The 16367-nt window shown below is 68.7% G+C and carries 18 protein-coding genes; 8 read left to right on the forward strand and 10 right to left on the reverse strand.

The annotated features are described in order from the left end of the window. Nucleotides 1-2: 2 nt before the first annotated feature. The 5 genes from dnaQ to QNJ30_07935 are packed head-to-tail and all read right to left on the reverse strand — an operon-like array spanning nucleotide 3 to nucleotide 3611. Nucleotides 3-677 carry a DNA polymerase III subunit epsilon gene (dnaQ, locus tag QNJ30_07915; protein ID MDJ0943375.1) on the reverse strand — a complete coding sequence of 225 codons (675 nt, stop codon included), beginning with the start codon at nucleotides 675-677 and terminating at the stop codon, nucleotides 3-5. Beyond that, nucleotides 670-1314, reverse strand: a complete 645-nt coding sequence (coaE, locus tag QNJ30_07920; protein ID MDJ0943376.1) for a dephospho-CoA kinase — start codon at nucleotides 1312-1314, stop codon at nucleotides 670-672. Before coaE ends, dnaQ begins: the two co-directional genes overlap by 8 nt. A 5-nt stretch (nucleotides 1315-1319) precedes the next feature. Further along, on the reverse strand, nucleotides 1320-2165 hold the full coding sequence (locus QNJ30_07925) for a shikimate dehydrogenase (protein ID MDJ0943377.1): 846 nt from the start codon (nucleotides 2163-2165) through the stop codon (nucleotides 1320-1322). Beyond that, a complete protein-coding gene (locus QNJ30_07930; protein MDJ0943378.1) occupies nucleotides 2165-2767 on the reverse strand; it encodes a nucleoside triphosphate pyrophosphatase in 603 nt (200 codons plus the stop codon). The genes QNJ30_07925 and QNJ30_07930 overlap by 1 nt, the downstream gene beginning before the upstream one ends. Nucleotides 2768-2789: 22 nt before the next feature. Then, a complete protein-coding gene (locus tag QNJ30_07935) occupies nucleotides 2790-3611 on the reverse strand; it encodes a pyruvate, water dikinase regulatory protein (GenBank protein ID MDJ0943379.1) in 822 nt (273 codons plus the stop codon). Between the two features lie 416 nt (nucleotides 3612-4027). On the opposite strand from QNJ30_07935, the gene hemE reads away from it, so the two are divergent. From hemE to rho, 4 genes are all read left to right on the forward strand, one after another. Continuing rightward, entirely contained in the window at nucleotides 4028-5083 is a 1056-nt protein-coding gene (gene hemE, locus QNJ30_07940) for a uroporphyrinogen decarboxylase (GenBank protein MDJ0943380.1), read from the forward strand. 33 nt (nucleotides 5084-5116) lie between these two features. Next, nucleotides 5117-6181 (forward strand): ferrochelatase, encoded by a 1065-nt coding sequence (gene hemH, locus QNJ30_07945; protein ID MDJ0943381.1) that lies wholly within the window; start codon nucleotides 5117-5119, stop codon nucleotides 6179-6181. 40 nt (nucleotides 6182-6221) lie between these two features. Further along, nucleotides 6222-6665: a protoporphyrinogen oxidase HemJ gene (gene hemJ / locus QNJ30_07950; protein MDJ0943382.1), complete on the forward strand. Its 444-nt coding sequence runs from the start codon at nucleotides 6222-6224 to the stop codon at nucleotides 6663-6665. Nucleotides 6666-6894: 229 nt separating this feature from the next. Further along, a complete protein-coding gene (gene rho, locus QNJ30_07955; protein ID MDJ0943383.1) occupies nucleotides 6895-8151 on the forward strand; it encodes a transcription termination factor Rho in 1257 nt (418 codons plus the stop codon). 18 nt (nucleotides 8152-8169) lie between these two features. Here rho and QNJ30_07960 read toward each other — a convergent pair whose 3' ends face one another. From QNJ30_07960 to QNJ30_07970, 3 genes are all read right to left on the reverse strand, one after another. Then, a complete protein-coding gene (locus tag QNJ30_07960) occupies nucleotides 8170-8586 on the reverse strand; it encodes a hemerythrin domain-containing protein (GenBank protein ID MDJ0943384.1) in 417 nt (138 codons plus the stop codon). A gap of 134 nt (nucleotides 8587-8720) precedes the next feature. Beyond that, nucleotides 8721-9698: a quinone oxidoreductase gene (locus tag QNJ30_07965; protein ID MDJ0943385.1), complete on the reverse strand. Its 978-nt coding sequence runs from the start codon at nucleotides 9696-9698 to the stop codon at nucleotides 8721-8723. Continuing rightward, nucleotides 9695-10390: a dienelactone hydrolase family protein gene (locus QNJ30_07970; protein MDJ0943386.1), complete on the reverse strand. Its 696-nt coding sequence runs from the start codon at nucleotides 10388-10390 to the stop codon at nucleotides 9695-9697. Before QNJ30_07970 ends, QNJ30_07965 begins: the two co-directional genes overlap by 4 nt. Nucleotides 10391-10595: 205 nt before the next feature. Here QNJ30_07970 and QNJ30_07975 point away from each other — a divergent pair, with 205 nt between their 5' ends. Continuing rightward, nucleotides 10596-11540, forward strand: a complete 945-nt coding sequence (locus QNJ30_07975; GenBank protein MDJ0943387.1) for a hypothetical protein — start codon at nucleotides 10596-10598, stop codon at nucleotides 11538-11540. Nucleotides 11541-11558: 18 nt separating this feature from the next. Here QNJ30_07975 and QNJ30_07980 read toward each other — a convergent pair whose 3' ends face one another. Then, complete coding sequence (locus QNJ30_07980; GenBank protein ID MDJ0943388.1) at nucleotides 11559-12029, reverse strand: methylated-DNA--[protein]-cysteine S-methyltransferase; 471 nt, start codon at nucleotides 12027-12029, stop codon at nucleotides 11559-11561. Continuing rightward, nucleotides 12029-14101 (reverse strand): thioredoxin domain-containing protein, encoded by a 2073-nt coding sequence (locus tag QNJ30_07985; GenBank protein ID MDJ0943389.1) that lies wholly within the window; start codon nucleotides 14099-14101, stop codon nucleotides 12029-12031. Before QNJ30_07985 ends, QNJ30_07980 begins: the two co-directional genes overlap by 1 nt. A gap of 153 nt (nucleotides 14102-14254) precedes the next feature. On the opposite strand from QNJ30_07985, the gene QNJ30_07990 reads away from it, so the two are divergent. The 3 genes from QNJ30_07990 to mnmE all read left to right on the forward strand — a co-directional run bounded on the left by QNJ30_07990 (nucleotide 14255) and on the right by mnmE (nucleotide 16327). Beyond that, entirely contained in the window at nucleotides 14255-14533 is a 279-nt protein-coding gene (locus tag QNJ30_07990; GenBank protein ID MDJ0943390.1) for a DUF6489 family protein, read from the forward strand. Continuing rightward, on the forward strand, nucleotides 14530-14901 hold the full coding sequence (locus QNJ30_07995; protein ID MDJ0943391.1) for a (2Fe-2S) ferredoxin domain-containing protein: 372 nt from the start codon (nucleotides 14530-14532) through the stop codon (nucleotides 14899-14901). The genes QNJ30_07990 and QNJ30_07995 overlap by 4 nt, the downstream gene beginning before the upstream one ends. 70 nt (nucleotides 14902-14971) lie before the next feature. Beyond that, nucleotides 14972-16327 carry a tRNA uridine-5-carboxymethylaminomethyl(34) synthesis GTPase MnmE gene (mnmE, locus tag QNJ30_08000; GenBank protein MDJ0943392.1) on the forward strand — a complete coding sequence of 452 codons (1356 nt, stop codon included), beginning with the start codon at nucleotides 14972-14974 and terminating at the stop codon, nucleotides 16325-16327. The last annotated feature ends 40 nt before the right edge of the window (nucleotides 16328-16367 follow it).

Genomic DNA, 16367 nt, shown 5'->3' on the forward strand with positions numbered 1-16367 from the left:
CCTCAGCCCAGCCAGACCGGATCCTTCAGTCGCGCCAGCATGGCTTTGTGGGCGCGCAGCTCGTCTTCGCTCGGCGCATGGGGCCGCGGCGGGCGGACGATATCGGCCGCGGGCGCCGGACTCCCGCTCTGCCCGCCGCGGCGCTCGTTGAGCTCCAGACCCGGCTGCCGGCCACCGATCAGCTCGAGATAGACCTCGGCCAGCAACTGTGTGTCCAAGAGGGCGCCATGCAGGGTGCGCTGCGAGTTGTCGATCTCGAAGCGCCGGCAGAGCGCATCCAGGCTGACCTGGCTCCCGGGGAACTTGCGCCGGGCGATCGACACCGTATCGACGGTCCGGCTGCGCTCGATGGCCGGGCGGCCGAGCAGCGCCAGCTCCGCGTTCAGGAACTTCATGTCGAACTCGGCGTTGTGGATCACCAGCGTTGCGTCACCGATGAAGGCCAGGAACTCGTCCGCCATCTCGGCGAAAGGTGGAAACCCGGAGAGAAAATCGCGGCTGAGGCCGTGGATTTGGAAGGCCTCCTCCGGCATGTCGCGCTGCGGGTCGATGTAGCGCTGGAACTGCGCGCCGGTCTCGACGTGGTTGACCAGCTCCAGGCAGGCGATCTCAACGATGCGATGCCCGGCGCCAGGGTCCAGGCCCGTGGTCTCGGTATCCAAAACGATCTCACGCATGCCCCGGCCTCCGGTTTGGATGGCGTATCGGCGGCCAGCAGCGGCCCCTGCGCCCCGCCATCTTCCTAACCGCCCGGCGCAGGGCGCGCAAGGACAGGCCCTTGCCCAGCCCGGTCGGGATCACGAAGTCGGCGCGGCGGCGCTTCTCGGCGTCCGGCAGCTGCCGCGCCCGGATCTCGTCCAGGCGCTGCCGGGACATGCCGGGACGGCGCAGGACCCTTTGGGCCTGGATGAAAGCCGGCGCCGAGACCACCAGGACCGCATCGCAGCGGGCTTCTGCGCCGGTCTCGAAGAGCAGCGGGATGTCCAGCACCACTATGGTTGCGCGGCGGCGCGCCTGGCGGCGCAGGAAGGCCGCCTCCGCCTGCCGGACCTTGGGGTGCAGGATCGCCTCCAGGCGGCGCAGCGCCGACGGATCGCCGAAGACCCGCGCACCCAGGGCCTTGCGGTCGACCCGGCCCGCGGTGACCGTCTTGGGAAAGGCTCGGCGCACCGCTTTGATGGTCTCGGGATCCTTGGAGAGCAGGCGGTGCACTTCGGCGTCGGCATCGTGGACCGGCAAGCCAAGGCGGCGCAGCGCCTTGGCCGCGGTCGACTTGCCCATGGCGATCGATCCGGTCAGGCCCAGGATCACCACGGTCCTCAGGCTCCGAGCAGGAAGGCGCGCAACTCCGCGGTAACCTTCGGCGCCCGGCCGAACCAGGCCTCGAAGCCGGGCCGGGCCTGATGCAGCAACATGCCGAGGCCGTCGGCCACCGGGTTACCGCGGGCCCGAGCGGCCGCCAGCAACGGAGTCTCCAGCGGCGTGTAGACGATGTCGGTGACCAGGGACGCTCCGGGCAGCGACTCCAGCGCCAGGTCCAGGGGCGGCTGCCCTGCCATGCCGAGCGCCGTGGTGTTGACCAGCAGGCCCGCTCCTTCCAGGGCCTTCTTCCGCTCGGCCCAGGGCCAGACCCTGACCGGCGCCAGGCCCGGCGCCGCGAGCGCTTCGGCGAGCTCGTCGGCGCGGGCTTCGGTCCGGTTGCCAAGCCGAATTTCGGGCACCCCGAGGTCCTGCAGGGCGGCGATCACAGCGCGCGCCGCGCCGCCGGCGCCGAGGACCACCGCCGGGCCCGCCCCGGGCCGCCACTGCGGCGCCGTCTCGCGCAGGTTCTCGGCGAAACCGAAGGCATCGCTGTTGTCGCCCCGCAGGCGGCCGGCGTCGATCAGCACCGTGTTGACCGCGCCGATCCGCCGCGCCTGCGGCGTCACCTCCTCGCAGAGCGCAAGCAGGGACTCCTTGTGCGGCAAGGTCGCGTTGAAGCCCCGGAAGCCGAGATCGGCTAGGGCCCGCACCACCCGCTCCAGGGCCGCCGGCGGCGCGCCCAAGGGCAGGTAGGCGCCGTCGATGCCGTGGTGCTGCAGCCAGTAGCCGTGGAGCCTCGGTGAAAGGGAATGGCTGACCGGCCAGCCGAGCACGCCGGCAAGACGCGCCTTGCCGCTGAGGATCATTCCGGGATCACCCCGTGGTTGCGCAGCATGTCGAGCAATGGCAGCAGCGGCAGGCCGAGGATGCCGAAGAAGTCGCCGGAGATGGACTGAAAGAGCTGGATGCCCCGGCCTTCGAGCTGGTAGGCGCCGACCGAGCGCAGGGCCGCTTCGCCGACTTCGGAAAGGTAGCCTTGGATCGCCGCCTCACCGAGCGGCCGCATGGTCAGCTCAGCGCGGTCCCGGTGGTGCCAGATCCGGGCACCGTCGCGCAGCAGGCAGAGCACGGTCAGCAGATGGTGCGTCCGGCCGGACAGGCGGCGCAGGTGCTCGGCCGCACCCGCCAGGTCGGCAGGCTTGTCGAACCAGGCGCCGTCGCAGACCAGCATCTGATCGGCGCCGAGCACCAGCGCGCCCGGAAAGCGGGGTGCGACCCGCTGCGCCTTGAGCGCCGCGAGGGCCTCGGCGACCTCGAAGGCATCGGCGCCCTCGGCCTTCATCGCCAGCTTGACCTCGTCCTCGTCGACCGCCGCCGGCGCCGCCTCGAAGGGCACGCCCGCCGCCTCCAGCAGGCGCTGGCGCGAAGCGCTGCCCGAGGCCAGGACCAGCTTGGTCGACGTCATCGCCAGGGCTTCCGAGCGGTATTCATGTCTGCTCCTGATGTTCGCCGAGGTGGGTCAGAATCGAGGCGGCGGTCTCCTCGATCGAGCGCTTGGTGACGTCGATCACCGGCCAGCCGTGCTTGGCGCAGAGTCGCCGGGCGAAGGCGACCTCCGCGCGCACGATATCCGGGTCGACGTAGTCGGTGGCCTGGTGCCCATGACCCGAGATGAGCCGCAGGCGGTTGCGGCGGACCTGGACCAACCGCGCCGGGTCCTTGGTCAGGCCGATGATCAGCGGCTGCTCCGCGGCCAGGAGCTCCTCGGGCATGGGGCAGTTCGGGACCACGGGAATGTTGGCCGCCTTGATTCCCCGATTGGCGAGATAGAGACAGGTCGGGGTCTTCGAGGTCCGCGAGACGCCGACCAGAACCACGTCGGCCTCGTTGAGCCCCATGACCCCTTGGCCGTCATCATGGCTGAGGGCGAAGTTCATGGCGTCGATGCGGCTGAAGTACTCTGCGTCGAGCATGTGCTGCAGGCCGGGACGGCCCGTCATCTCGACCCCGAAAGTCGCAGCCAGGACATGGATCACCGGATCGAGCACCGGAATGCAGGGCACGCCGATCCGCCGACAGGCCTCGAGCAGGCTGGAGCGCAGCGTGTCGTTGACCAGCGTGAAGAGGACCGGGCCGGGATTGGCCTCGATCGCAGCCGCGACCTTCTGCATCTGGCCCGGTGTGCGGATCAGGCTCCAGACGTGCTCCAGCGGCTCTACGCCCTCGAACTGCACCAGGCAGGCCCGGGCGACGGAATGGATGGTCTCGCCGGTCGCATCTGAGACCAGATGAAGGTGATGGGTGGTCATCCCTCTGCCTCGGTTATTCATCTCGAAGGATCAAAGGTGGGGATATCAGCGCCATCCCGGGGTGGCCACTCGATTCCATGCAGGCTCGCCGACCTTTCGTCCAGCGCCTGCGTCTCGACCCACCAATCCGTCCTGCCTTGGGGAAAACCGCAGATTGGGTAAGGCATGCCGACACGGCCGTCCCGAAGTTCCCCGCAATTCCCCTGGGCCGGAACCTATGGGACTCCGGGCAAGGAGAGGCTGTTTTCCACAAGCTGATCCGATATGCCAACGCGAAGAAGCGTGACCCGGCGGCTGGCTTGGGGTACCTGCGTGGATAACACACAATCCCCGCTGTCCACAGACCCAACAACCACTTCCCTGATTCCTTAAGATTCTTATTTTGAAGTGTAACCACCAGCCGGAGAGCGCGAACCGTGGACGAAGTCCCTGCCCGAGCCGACGACAAGCCTTTGCTCGAAACCCTTGCGGGCCGGACCTCGGAGCGCCTGCCGATCTGGCTGATGCGCCAGGCCGGGCGCTACCTGCCGGAGTATCGGGAAGTGCGGGCCAAGGCCAAGAACTTCATCGACTTCTGCTTCCGCCCCGACCTGGCGGCGGAGGCCACCCTGCAACCCCTGCGGCGCTTCGACCTGGACGCGGCCATCGTGTTCTCCGACATCCTGGTCGTGCCTTTGGCGCTGGGACAGAAGGTCTGGTTCGAAGAGGGAAAGGGTCCGCGCCTCGAGGCGATCCGGGAGCCGGTGGACCTCTCGGTGCTCTCTGCGGACGATCTCGAAGCCCGGCTTGCCGCCGTCTACGAGACCCTTGAGGTCGTCGCGGCCGAGCTGCCAGCCGGCAGGGCGCTGATCGGCTTCGCCGGCGCGCCCTGGACTCTCGCCAGCTACATGATCGAGGGCCAGACCAGCCGCGATTTCGCCCAACTGAAGCGCTTCGCCTACGGCCGGCCGGAGGCCTTCGGGCATCTGCTGGACCTGCTGGTCGAGGCGGTCGCGCGGCATCTTGTCGCTCAGGTCCGTGCCGGGGCGGAGGTGGTGCAGATCTTCGATTCCTGGGCCGGCGTGCTGCCGGAGCCGGAGCTCAAGGCCTGGAGCCTGGCGCCCATGGCTGAAATAGCCCGCCGGTTCAGGGCGGACTGCCCTGACGTGCCGGTCATCGCCTTTCCCCGCGGCGCCGGTCTCTCCTATGCCGCCTTCGCCGAGAGCGGCGGCTTCGATGCGCTCGGCCTGGACACAACCGTGCCGCTGGGCTGGGCGGCGGAGCGGCTGCAACCCAAGGCCGTGGTCCAGGGCAACCTGGATCCCGTAAAGCTCTTGGTTGGCGGGGGCGCGCTGGCCCGGGGAGTCGATTCGGTCCTGGAGACCCTGGGGCCGCAGCGGCTGGTCTTCAATCTGGGGCACGGTGTGCTTCCGGAGACGCCGCCCGAGCACGTTGCGGAGCTGGTCGCCCGGGTTCGCGGCGGGCCAGCCTGAGGCCGCGGCGCGCGCCTTCGGAGAGATCGGAAGATGGCCAAGACCGCGGTGGTGCTGTTCAACCTGGGCGGACCCGATGGGCCCGAGGCGGTTCGACCCTTTCTGTTCAACCTCTTCAACGATCCGGCGATCATCGGCCTGCCCCAGCCCCTGCGTTGGCTGCTGGCGCAGCTGATCTCGCGCCGCCGGGCACCGATCGCCCGGGAGATCTACCAGCATCTCGGCGGCGGCTCGCCGCTGCTGCCGAACACCGAGGCCCAGGCGACCGCTCTCGAAGAGGCGCTTGGCGCGGACGCCGGCGGAGACGAGGCGAAGGTCTTCATCGCGATGCGTTACTGGCATCCGATGAGCGATGCGACGGCACAGGCGGTGCGCGACTTCGGCCCGGATCGGATCGTCCTGCTGCCGCTTTATCCGCAGTTCTCGACCACCACGACCGGATCCTCGACCAAGGACTGGTTTCGCGCTGCCCGTGCCGCCGGGTTGCGGGCGCCGACCCGCGTCCTCTGCTGCTATCCGCAGGATCCCGGCTTCGTCGCCGAGGCGGCAGCGCTTTTGACCAAGGCGCTGGATCAGGCTGCCGAATCGGGCGGCCGTTTCCGGGTCCTGTTCTCGGCCCATGGCCTGCCGAAGAAGATCGTCGCCGGGGGCGATCCCTACCAATGGCAGGTCGAACAGTCGAGCGCCGCTGTGGTGGCAGCGCTCGGCGCGCGCGCCCAGGGCATGGACTGGCTGGTCTGCTATCAGAGCCGGGTCGGTCCGCTGGAGTGGATCGGGCCGGCGACCGAGGACGAGATCCGCCGTGCCGGTGCCGAGGGCCTCGGCGTTGTCCTGGTGCCGATTGCCTTCGTCTCGGAGCATTCCGAGACCCTGGTCGAGCTCGATATCGAGTACCGGGAACTGGCCGAGGAGGCGGCGGTGCCGCTTTATCTCAGGGTCCCCACGGTCGGCGCCGGCGCGCCCTTCGTTGCCGGTCTGGCCGGCCTTGTCCGGCGGTCGCTGGACGGCAAGGATGGGGCCACGGCGCCGGCCGAGGGGCGGCCGCTCTGCCCGGCCGAGTTCGGGCGCTGCGCCTGCCGCGAGGCGGCGGAGGCTTGATCCGGGATGCTTCTGGTGAGGGGCGAGGAGCGAGGCAGGGATGGAAGGATTTCTCGGCGGGGCCTATTCCTGGGTCAAGGCGCTGCACGTCATCAGCGTGATCGCCTGGATGGCGGGCATGCTCTACCTGCCGCGGCTCTACGTCTATCATTGCGCGGCCGAGCCGGGCTCGGTCCAGTCGGAGACCTTCAAGGTGATGGAGCGCCGCCTGCTGCGCGCGATCCTAAACCCGGCCATGGTCGCGTCCTGGCTCTTCGGACTGATGCTGGTGGCGCACCTCGGGGCCTGGGACCAGGGCTGGATGCTCGCCAAGTTCGCCTGCCTGTTCGCCATGCAGGTGGTCCATGCGGGCTACGCCCGCTGGCGCCGGCAGTTCGAGACGGACGACAACCGTCATTCGGACAAATTCTATCGAATGATGAACGAAATACCGACTGTTCTTCTGGTCGTTATCGTTATTCTCGTCATTGTTCAGCCGTTCTGACGGATCACGCTATGGTCACTTGACTTCCGAGGGACCCATCGTTATCTGAAAGACATAACGGTCCATCTGGCCGAAAAAACGGCCAATCCCAGAGACAAAGCTCCGCGTTTCCTGTTCGGCTGCCACGGCTGTGGGTTCCCGTCCCGGAATGGCGGATCGGCCCCGAAGCGGATCTTGCCGTGACGGGTGACGGACTATCAGGCGCCCCCTTGCGACAGCGGTCATCATTATGAACCTGCAAGAGCTGAAATCGAAGAGCCCCGCCGACCTCCTGGACTACGCCGAGGAGCTCAACATCGAGAACGCGAGCAACCTGCGCAAGCAGGACATGATGTTCGCGATCCTCAAGCAGCTGGCCGAGAACGAGGTCGCGATCTACGGATCCGGGGTGCTGGAGGTCTTGCAGGACGGCTTCGGATTCCTGCGTTCGCCGGAGGCCAACTACCTGCCCGGGCCGGACGACATCTACGTCAGCCCCAGCCAGGTCCGGCGCTTCGGCCTGCGCACCGGCGACACCGTCGAGGGACAGATCCGCTCGCCCAAGGACGGCGAGCGCTATTTCGCTCTGCTGAAGATCAACTCGATCAATTTCGACCCGGTCGAAAAGGCGCGCCACCGGATCAACTTCGACAACCTGACCCCGCTCTATCCGGACGACAAGCTCAGCCTCGAGGTCGAGAATACCGACAGCAAGGACCTGACCTCGCGGGTCATCGATCTGACGGCGCCCCTGGGCAAGGGGCAGCGCGCCCTGATCGTAGCCCCGCCGCGCACCGGCAAGACGATGATCCTGCAGAACATCGCCCATTCCATCGCCGCCAACCATCCGGAGGTCTACCTGCTGGTCCTGCTGATCGACGAGCGGCCGGAGGAAGTGACCGACATGGCCCGCTCGGTCAAGGGCGAGGTCGTCAGCTCGACCTTCGACGAGCCGGCATCGCGCCACGTCGCGGTGGCCGAGATGGTGATCGAGAAGGCCAAGCGCCTGGTCGAGCACAAGCGCGACGTGGTGATCCTGCTGGACTCCATCACCCGCCTGGCGCGGGCCTACAACACCGTTGTCCCGAGCTCGGGCAAGGTCCTGACCGGCGGCGTGGACGCCAACGCCCTGCAGCGGCCGAAGCGCTTTTTCGGCGCGGCCCGCAACATCGAAGAAGGCGGATCTCTGACCATCATCGCCACCGCGCTGATCGACACCGGCAGCCGTATGGACGAGGTCATCTTCGAGGAGTTCAAGGGCACCGGCAACTCGGAGATCGTGCTCGACCGGAAGCTGGCCGATAAGCGCACCTTCCCGGCCATCGACATCGGCAAGTCCGGCACCCGCAAGGAGGAGCTGCTGGTCGACCGCGGCACGCTGTCGAAGATGTGGGTCCTGCGCCGCATCCTGATGCCGATGGGCGTCACCGATTCCATCGAGTTCCTGGTCGATAAGCTCAAGAGCACGAAGAACAACGGCGAATTCTTCGACTCGATGAACCAGTAGCGCGCGGGGCGGGAGTCCCTAAAGCCGGTCGGCGAGCGCGTAGAGCTCGCGGTTCTCCCGGTTGATCCGGTCGCTCAGGGCGTCCAGGATTTCCTCGCTGGCCCTGATGAAGCTTTCGGGTTCATCCTCTATGGCTTCGATCGAACGCCAGGTCTCCATGTAGCTCTCGAAGGCGGCGGAGAGCCCGCCCATCTCGTTCTGGAAAGCGGCGGCCATCTCGGCCAGCTTTGGATCGCCCGAGCCGAGCAGCTCCGGATAGAGCTCATTGTCTTCCTTGGCGAGGTGAGCCTTGAGCTTGCCGGAGAGCGCGATCATCACGCCCATGATGTCGGGGATGTTGTCGAGCACCTTGTCGGGATCGAGAAGGCCGCGAAACTCCGTCACGACTCCAACGATGGTCGCATGCTGCTGCCGAAAGCTGTCGGTCTTGCGCATTGCTCTGCGAGAGCCTCGGGGGGTTACTTGCCGCCGTGTTCCGATATCGGCGAGCATATGCGCCGACCGGTTGAATACCCCTTAATTGCCGCTCGCCGGCGCCCGCCCGAGAGCGGACTTTTATCCTATAACGGTCAGGGCAGGAGGATCGTCGATCCCGTGGTCTTGCGGCTTTCCAGGTCGCGGTGCGCCTGGGCCGCTTCGGCCAAGGGATAGGTCTGGTGGACCTCTATCTTGACCGCGCCCGAGAGCACGACCTCGAAGAGCGCCTTGGCACTGGCCTCCAGGTCCTCGCGCTTCGCCGTATAGGTCATCAGGGTCGGCCGGGTCACGAAGAGCGAGCCCTTCTGGCCGAGGATGCCAAGGTTGACCGGCGGCACCGGGCCCGAGGCGTTGCCGAAGGTCACCATCAGGCCCAACGGCCGCAGGCAGTCCAGGGAGTCGTCCCAGGTGTCCTTGCCGATCGAATCGTAGACCACGGGCACGCCTTCGCCGCCGGTGATCTCCTTGACCCGCTCGACGAAGCGCTCCTCGCGGTAGTTGATCGGATGGTCGCAGCCGTGGGCCCGGGCCAGCTCCGCCTTCTCCGGCGAGCCCACGGTGCCGATCACCTTGGCGCCCAGGTGTTTTAGCCACTGGCAGGCGATCAGACCGATGCCGCCGGCGGCGGCGTGCAGCAGCACGGTCTCGCCCGCTTTCACCGGATAGGTCCGGCGGATCAGGTACTCCACCGTCATGCCCTGGAGCATCATGGCCGCACCGGTCTCGTCGCCGATCGCGTCGGGCAAGACCACGACTCGGTCGGCCGGCATCAGGCGGACCTCGGCATAGGCGCCGACCGGCGGCGCGGCGTAGGCGACGCGGTCGCCCTCGCTGAGGCCGCTCACCCCGTCGCCCAGCGCGTCGACCACGCCGGCGGCCTCCATGCCGATGGCGTGGGGCAGGTCGCCCAGGGGATAGAGGCCGGTCCGATGGTAGACGTCGATGTAGTTGAGCCCGATCGCGGTCTGGCGGATGCGGATCTCGCCGGGGCCGGGATCGCCGACCTCGACGTCGTCGTAGCGCAGGTTCTCGGGCCCGCCGGGGGCGTGGATGCGGACGGCTTTGCTCATCGGCTCAGGTGCTCCTTGAAGAAATCCGCTGTCCGGGCGTTGGCCAGCTGGGCGGCCGCGGCGTCGTAATGGGCGCCGCCCTCGCGGGCGAAGGCGTGGTCCTGCCCCTCGTAGACGTGTAGGGTGACCTGCGGATGGCCGGACAGGCCGGACTGGATCTTCTGCTGCGCCTCCGGCGGCACGAACTGGTCCTTGGCGGCGACGTGGAGCAGGATCGGCCGAGTGATCTGCGAAGCCTCGCCCAGCAGCTCGTCCAGGCCGACGCCGTAGTAGCTGACGCTGCAGTCGGCATCGGAGCGGGCGGCCATGAGGTAGGCGAGCTTGCCGCCGAGGCAGTAACCGACCGCGCCGACCTTGCCGCTGCAGGCCTCGTGGCCGCGGAGCTGGCCCAGGGTGGCAGTCAGGTCCTCGACCCCCTTGGCGACGTCGAAGGCGTTGAACAGCCCGAAGGCCTGCTCCCATTCCGCCTCGCTCTGATCGGTGATCTGGATACCCGGCTCGATCCGCCAGAAGAGATCCGGGCAGCAGGCGGCATAGCCCTGGGCGGCGAGTCCGTCGCAGATGTCGCGCATGACCTTGTTGACGCCGAAAATCTCCTGAATGACCAGAAGACCGGGCGCCGGGGTGCTCGCGGGCAGCGCCAGATAGGCCCCGAAGTCACCGTCCGGGCCCGTGATCGTGATGTCGGGCATGGCTGCAGTTCTCCTCCCTCGTGCCACCGGCTTCGCTCTGCCGCCGGCCGGCCGCAAGCTTATCGCGCAAGCCGCCGGCTTGTCACCCGCGACACTTGGAATGGTCGTTCCGAACTATCGGCCCGGGCCACCGCTTTAAGGGCTGCTTGGTGTTGTGGCTGTTAGGCTGCGCCGCGGGATGACGGCGGCTCGGAGGCCGGATTACATGTTCGGAGTCTGGAAGGCGCCGCTGGTCGCAGTGCGGAGTCCCTACGGGTCGTCGCGGAATCCCCACGACCGGGATCCCTTGGACGACCTGCCGGGCCTGATGGCGACCGGGCCCTTCAGCGAGAAATTGCTTTCCCGGCTGAAGAAGTCCCAGCCGGCGGCGCTTTATCTGAACGCAGCCAAGGGCTGGCGCTGCGACGACTATGCCTTCCTCGCCGAGCTGCCGGCGCTGAAGCTGCTGTCGATCGTCGCTGCGCCGCCGAGGGGATCGATCCCGATCGAAGCGGTGACCGGGCTGCAGTCGCTGCATCTGGACCGCGTTCTTCCGGAGCCGGTGGACTTGCCGCCGCTGCCCGCGCTTCGCTCCTGCAAGCTGGCCTGGAGCGGCGCCGTCGGGAGCCTCTTCGACTGCCGCGATCTGGAGCGGCTGAGGCTGGCCGGCCTGAAGAGCAAGCGCTTCGACCGGCTATCGCGGCTCGCCGGGCTGAAGGCGCTCTGCCTCCGCAGCTCGAATATCGTCTCCTTGCGGGACCTGGCCGGCCTCGGCCGCCTGGCGCACCTAGAGCTCAAGGTCTGCCGCAGCCTGGCGAGCCTTGACGGCATCGAAGCGCTGGCCGGGCTGCGGTCGCTAACCCTCAACGAAGGCCACAAGGTCCACGACCTGGCTCCGCTGGCCGCGCTCGAGAAGCTGGAGGTCCTGAACCTGACCGACTGCGGCGAGCTCGACTCCCTGGCGCCCTTGGCCGGCCTGCGCAACCTCAAGGCCCTGGCCTTCGCCGGCGAGAAGACGGCGGTGCGGGACGGCGATCTGCGCCCCCTGCTCGAGCTGCCCAAGCTGTCGATGGTCATGTTCGGCGCCCGACGGCACTACTCGCACGAGATCGTCAAGCCTTGGAACTGGGAAAACTTCGATAGGCCGGACCGCCTGCTGGCGCCCAAGTGAAGCCGGCCCGACTGGGGCTCAGAACGGCAACTCCGGCGCCAGCGCGCCTTCCAGGACCAGCAGCCGGCGCTTGGTGGCGAGCCCGCCCCCGCCCGAGTAGCCGCCCAGCCCCTCGCCGGCGACCACCCGATGGCAGGGGATGATCAGCGGGATCGGGTTGGCGCCGCAGGCGCCGCCGACCGCCCGCGCACTGCCGCCGGTCCGCGCCGCCATCTCGCCGTAGGTCAGGACCTCGCCGTAGGGGATCCGGATCATCTCCCGCCACACGCTCGACTGGAACGCCGAGCCGGCCGGGGCCAGGGGCAGGTCGAAGGCCTCGAGACCGCCGTCGAGGTAGGCGGCGAGCTGCCGCCCGGCCTCGGCAAGCAGCGGGCTTGGTGGTGCCTCTTTCGAATCTGCCCCGTCGCGCCACTTCAGCCGGGTGATCCGACCCTCGGCCTCGACCAGCCGCAGCCGGCCGAGCGGGGTCTCGAAGCTGGCGCTCGGCATCAGTCGATCCCGCTGCCCCCGAGGGCGCGGCGCAGCTCGTCGGGATCGGTGATCGGCAGCGAGCAGGTCATGCCCTGGCAGACGAAGGCGGTCGCCCGGTCGTTCAGCGGCGTCTTGCCGGCGGCGGGGTGGCCCTCGGGCAGGGCCTCGCCGGGCGCCCGGACCTGGAGGATCAGATTCGGCAGGCAGCGGGCCTGGACGATCCGGCGCAGGCGCTGCAGGTCCTCCGCCTCGGGGGCGCCGAGGAGGACGACCTGGAGCGGCGAGAGCAGGAGCTCGTTGCCGTTGAGGAAGCTCGCCAGGGGAAAGAAGTTGCGGCCCAGCTCGCCGGCGAAGGCGGCGACCAGATCCGCGGCCCGGCGGCGATAGGAGTCATTTCCTGTCAAATGGTAGAGCCGCGCCAGGGTTCCCACCAGCACGCCGTTGCCGGCCGGGACCGCATTGTCGTAGACGCTCTTGGTCCTGGAGGGCAGGTCGCGGGTGTCGGCGGCGCTGAAGAAGTACCCGCCCTGATCGTCGTCCCAATAGTGCGCGTCGAGGATCGTCTGCCAGGCCTCGGCCTGGGCCAGGAAGCGCGCATCGCCTTCGGCTTCGTAGAGCGCCAGCGCCGCCTCGATCATGTTGGCATAGTCGTCGACGCTGGCCGGATGCTTCAGGACGCCATGGCGCCAACTGTGGCGCAGTCGCTCGCCGTCGGTCATGCAGGTGACGACGAAGTCGAAGGCGTCGCGGGCGACCTCGAGCCACTCCGGCTCGGCGAAGGCCAGGCCGGCCCGGGTCAGCGCTGCGATCATCAGGCCGTTCCAGTCGGCCAGCACCTTGTCATCCCAGCCGGGGCGCACCCGGCGCTCGCGCACCTCGAGCAGCTTGTCCCGGGTGCGGGCGAGCTGGGCCTCGGTCTCGGGCGAGCCAAAGTGCGGCGCGTGGGAGCGGTTGAGGATCGTCTTGCCCTCCCAGTTGCCCTCGGCGGTCACGTCGTAGGCGGCCTTGAAGGCCTCGGCGGCCTGGCCCAAGACCGCGTCGATCTCGGCTTCAGTCCAGACGTAGTAGCGCCCTTCCTCGCCTTCGCTGTCGGCGTCCAGGGTGCTGGCGAAGCCGTCGACTCGGCGCGCGCCCGGTGCGCCGGACTCGCGGGCGATCATCTCGCTCAGCACCCAGCCGATGGTCTCACGCACGCGCTGCTCGAACAGCAAGGCGCCGCTGTCTTGCCAGGCCCAGGTCAGAAGATCGATCATCTGGGCATTGTCGTAGAGCATCTTCTCGAAGTGCGGGACCAACCATTGCCGGTCGACCGAATAGCGGGCAAAGCCGCCGCCGAGATGATCGTAGATGCCGCCCTGGCACATCTTGGTCAGGGTCAGCAGCACCGCATCCCGGTACGCTTCGGCGCCGCTGCGCTTCCAGGCCCGCCACAGCAGCTTGAGGATCGTCGGCTGGGGGAACTTGGGCGCCTGACCGATGCCGCCTTCGACCGGGTCGATCTCGCGCAGCAGGCGCTGGGCGATCTGGTCGGTGAGCTCCAGGGTCACGCCTTCGCCGCGCAGGTTCTGCGACAGCTTGGCCAGGCCATCGCGCAGCGCGTCGACGTTGGCGGTCACTTTGTCCTGCTCCCGCACGTAAAGCTCGGCGATTCGTTCGAGCACCTGCGGGAAGCCGGGCCGGCCGAAGCGCGGCTCGGGCGGGAAGTAGGTGCCGCCCCAGAAGGGCTCGCCCTCGGGGGTCAGAAACATGGTCAGCGGCCAGCCGCCCTGTTCGCCCAGCAACGCCAGGGCGGACTGGTAGTAGCCGTCGAGGTCCGGGCGCTCTTCCCGGTCGACCTTGATGTTGACGAAGAGCCGGTTCATGAGGGCCGCGATCTCAGGATCCTCGAAGCTCTCGTGGGCCATGACGTGGCACCAATGGCAGGCTGCGTAGCCGACCGAGAGAAGGATCGGCTTGTTCTCCCGTCTGGCTCTCGCCAAGGCTTCGTCGCCCCAGGCGTACCAGGCGACTGGGTTGTCGCCGTGCTGCAGGAGATAGGGACTGGTCTCGACGGACAGTCGGTTCCGCGGGGCTGGGGGGGTGTCGGCCATGGGGGCGGGGCCTTCCTCGCTATCGTCGGCTCGCTGCCGAGCCGGGCTTTGGGGCGTTGCTTTGCAGCCGGGCGCCCGGCTAGTGTCTCTGGTCCCTATATGAGGATGGGAACGCGGCCGCCTCAACCGCAAAGTCCGTGAGGGTTTGATCCGATGAAGATCCGTATCGACATCGACTGCACGCCGGAGGAGGCGCGGCGCTTCTTCGGGCTGCCGGACGTCACGCAGTTGCAGGAGTCGGTGATGGCGGAGCTGGAAAAACAGAGCCTGGCGCGCCTCAAGTCGATGGACGTCGATGCCCTGATGAAGCAGTGGTTCCCGAGCTCGATCGAAGGCTGGGAGCGCCTCCAGAAGACGATGTGGCAGCAGATGACCAGCGCCGCCGGCGCCGCCGCGGCGGGCGCCAAGAAGGCGGACAAGGAGAAGTCATGACCGATGGCTCGGCCGCCGGCGCCGGGGATCCGGCGCCCTACTATCGCGCCCACGTCTTCTGTTGCACCAACGAGCGCCCGGAGGGCCATCCCCGCGGCTGCTGCAAGGACAAGAACGCCGAGGCGCTGCGCAACTACATGAAGGCGCGGGCCAAGGCCATGGGGCTCGAGGGCGTCCGGGTCAACATCGCCGGCTGCCTGGACCGCTGCGAGCTGGGGCCGACCATGGTGATCTACCCCGAGGGCGTCTGGTACCACTACCGCAGCAACGAGGACATCGACGAGATCCTCCAGACCCACGTGATCGAGGGCGGCCGGGTGACCCGGCTCCAGCTCCAGCCGGACGACGAGACGCCACCGGTCCCTTAGCCGAAAGACCGCCGAGCCGGGGTCGCCCCCGCCCCCGCTTGCCCATTGCGGGCGTCCGTAGCGAGGCGAGATGACCGAGCATCGAGACACCATCTTCGCCCTTTCCACGCCGCCGGGGCGGGGCGGTATCGCCGTCTTCCGGATCTCCGGCCCGGCCGCCGGCGATGCGCTGACGGCGCTCTCGGGGTCCGGGCGCCTGCCGCCGCGCCGGGCCCGTCTCGTCGCGCTGCGCCGGCCCGACGACGGCACGCCGATCGACCGCGGCCTTGTGCTGTGGTTTCCCGGTCCGGCGAGCTTCACCGGCGAAGACCTGGCCGAGCTTCAGCTTCACGGCGGCCGGGCGGTGGTCGCGGCCACGGCCGGCGCCCTGGCCGCCCTGCCCGGTCTTCGGGTCGCCGAGCCGGGAGAGTTCACCCGCCGGGCCTTCGACAACGGGAAGCTCGACCTCGCCGAGGTCGAGGGCTTGGCCGACCTGATCAACGCCGAGACCGAGGCGCAGCGGCGTGTCGCCCTGAACCAGCTCGGCGGCGGCCTGTCCCGCGTGGTGGAAGGGTGGCGCCGCCGCCTGATTGAGGTTGCCGCCCGGCTGGAGGCCTGGATCGACTTCCCGGAGGACGACCTGCCGGTCGGGCTCGCCGCCGCCGTGGCGGGCGACCTGGCCGGGCTGCGGGACGAGATGGCGCCCTACCTGGAATCGGACCGGCGGGGCGAGCGGCTGCGCGACGGCCTGACCGTCTCCATCCTGGGCGCGCCCAACGTCGGCAAGTCGAGCCTGCTCAACGCCATCGCGCGGCGCGACGTGGCCATCGTCTCGGACCGGGCCGGCACGACGCGGGACGTGATCGAGGTTCACCTGGACCTTGGCGGTTACCCCCTCACACTGGCCGACACGGCCGGGCTGCGTGCCGTAGAAGCGGAGGGCGGGGACGAGATCGAGGTCGAGGGCGTCGCCCGCGCCCGCCGGCGGGCGGAGACGTCGGACCTGCGCCTGGTGGTCTTCGACGCCACCCAGGACCCGGCGGCGCAGAAAGAGACCCGCGATCTGATGGCGGCCGACAGTCTGGTGGTCTTCAACAAGATCGACCTGGCGCCGCCGCCGGAACCGATCGCCTTTGAGACAAATGCCGTCTTCGCCGTCTCGGCCAAGACCGGCGCCGGCCTGGCGGCGCTGCTCGACGCCCTGACGGCGCGGGCCGAGATGCTGCTGGGCTCGGCCGGCGGCGCGCCGCTGCTGACCCGGCTGCGCCATCGCGAGGCGCTGGCCGATTGTGTCGCGGCCCTGGGCCGGGCGGAAGGGGCGGCTCTGCCCGAGCTGCGCGCCGAGGACCTGCGCCTGGCGTTGCGGGCCCTGGGGCGGATCACCGGACGGGTCGACGTCGAGGAGCTTCTGGACGTGATCTTCCGCGAGTTTTGCATCGGCAAATAGGCCGGTGTTTCACGTGAAACATCCCGGCCGGCGGTGACCG

Source organism: Kiloniellales bacterium, assembly GCA_030066685.1.
Classification (GTDB): Bacteria; Pseudomonadota; Alphaproteobacteria; order Kiloniellales; family JAKSBE01; genus JAKSBE01.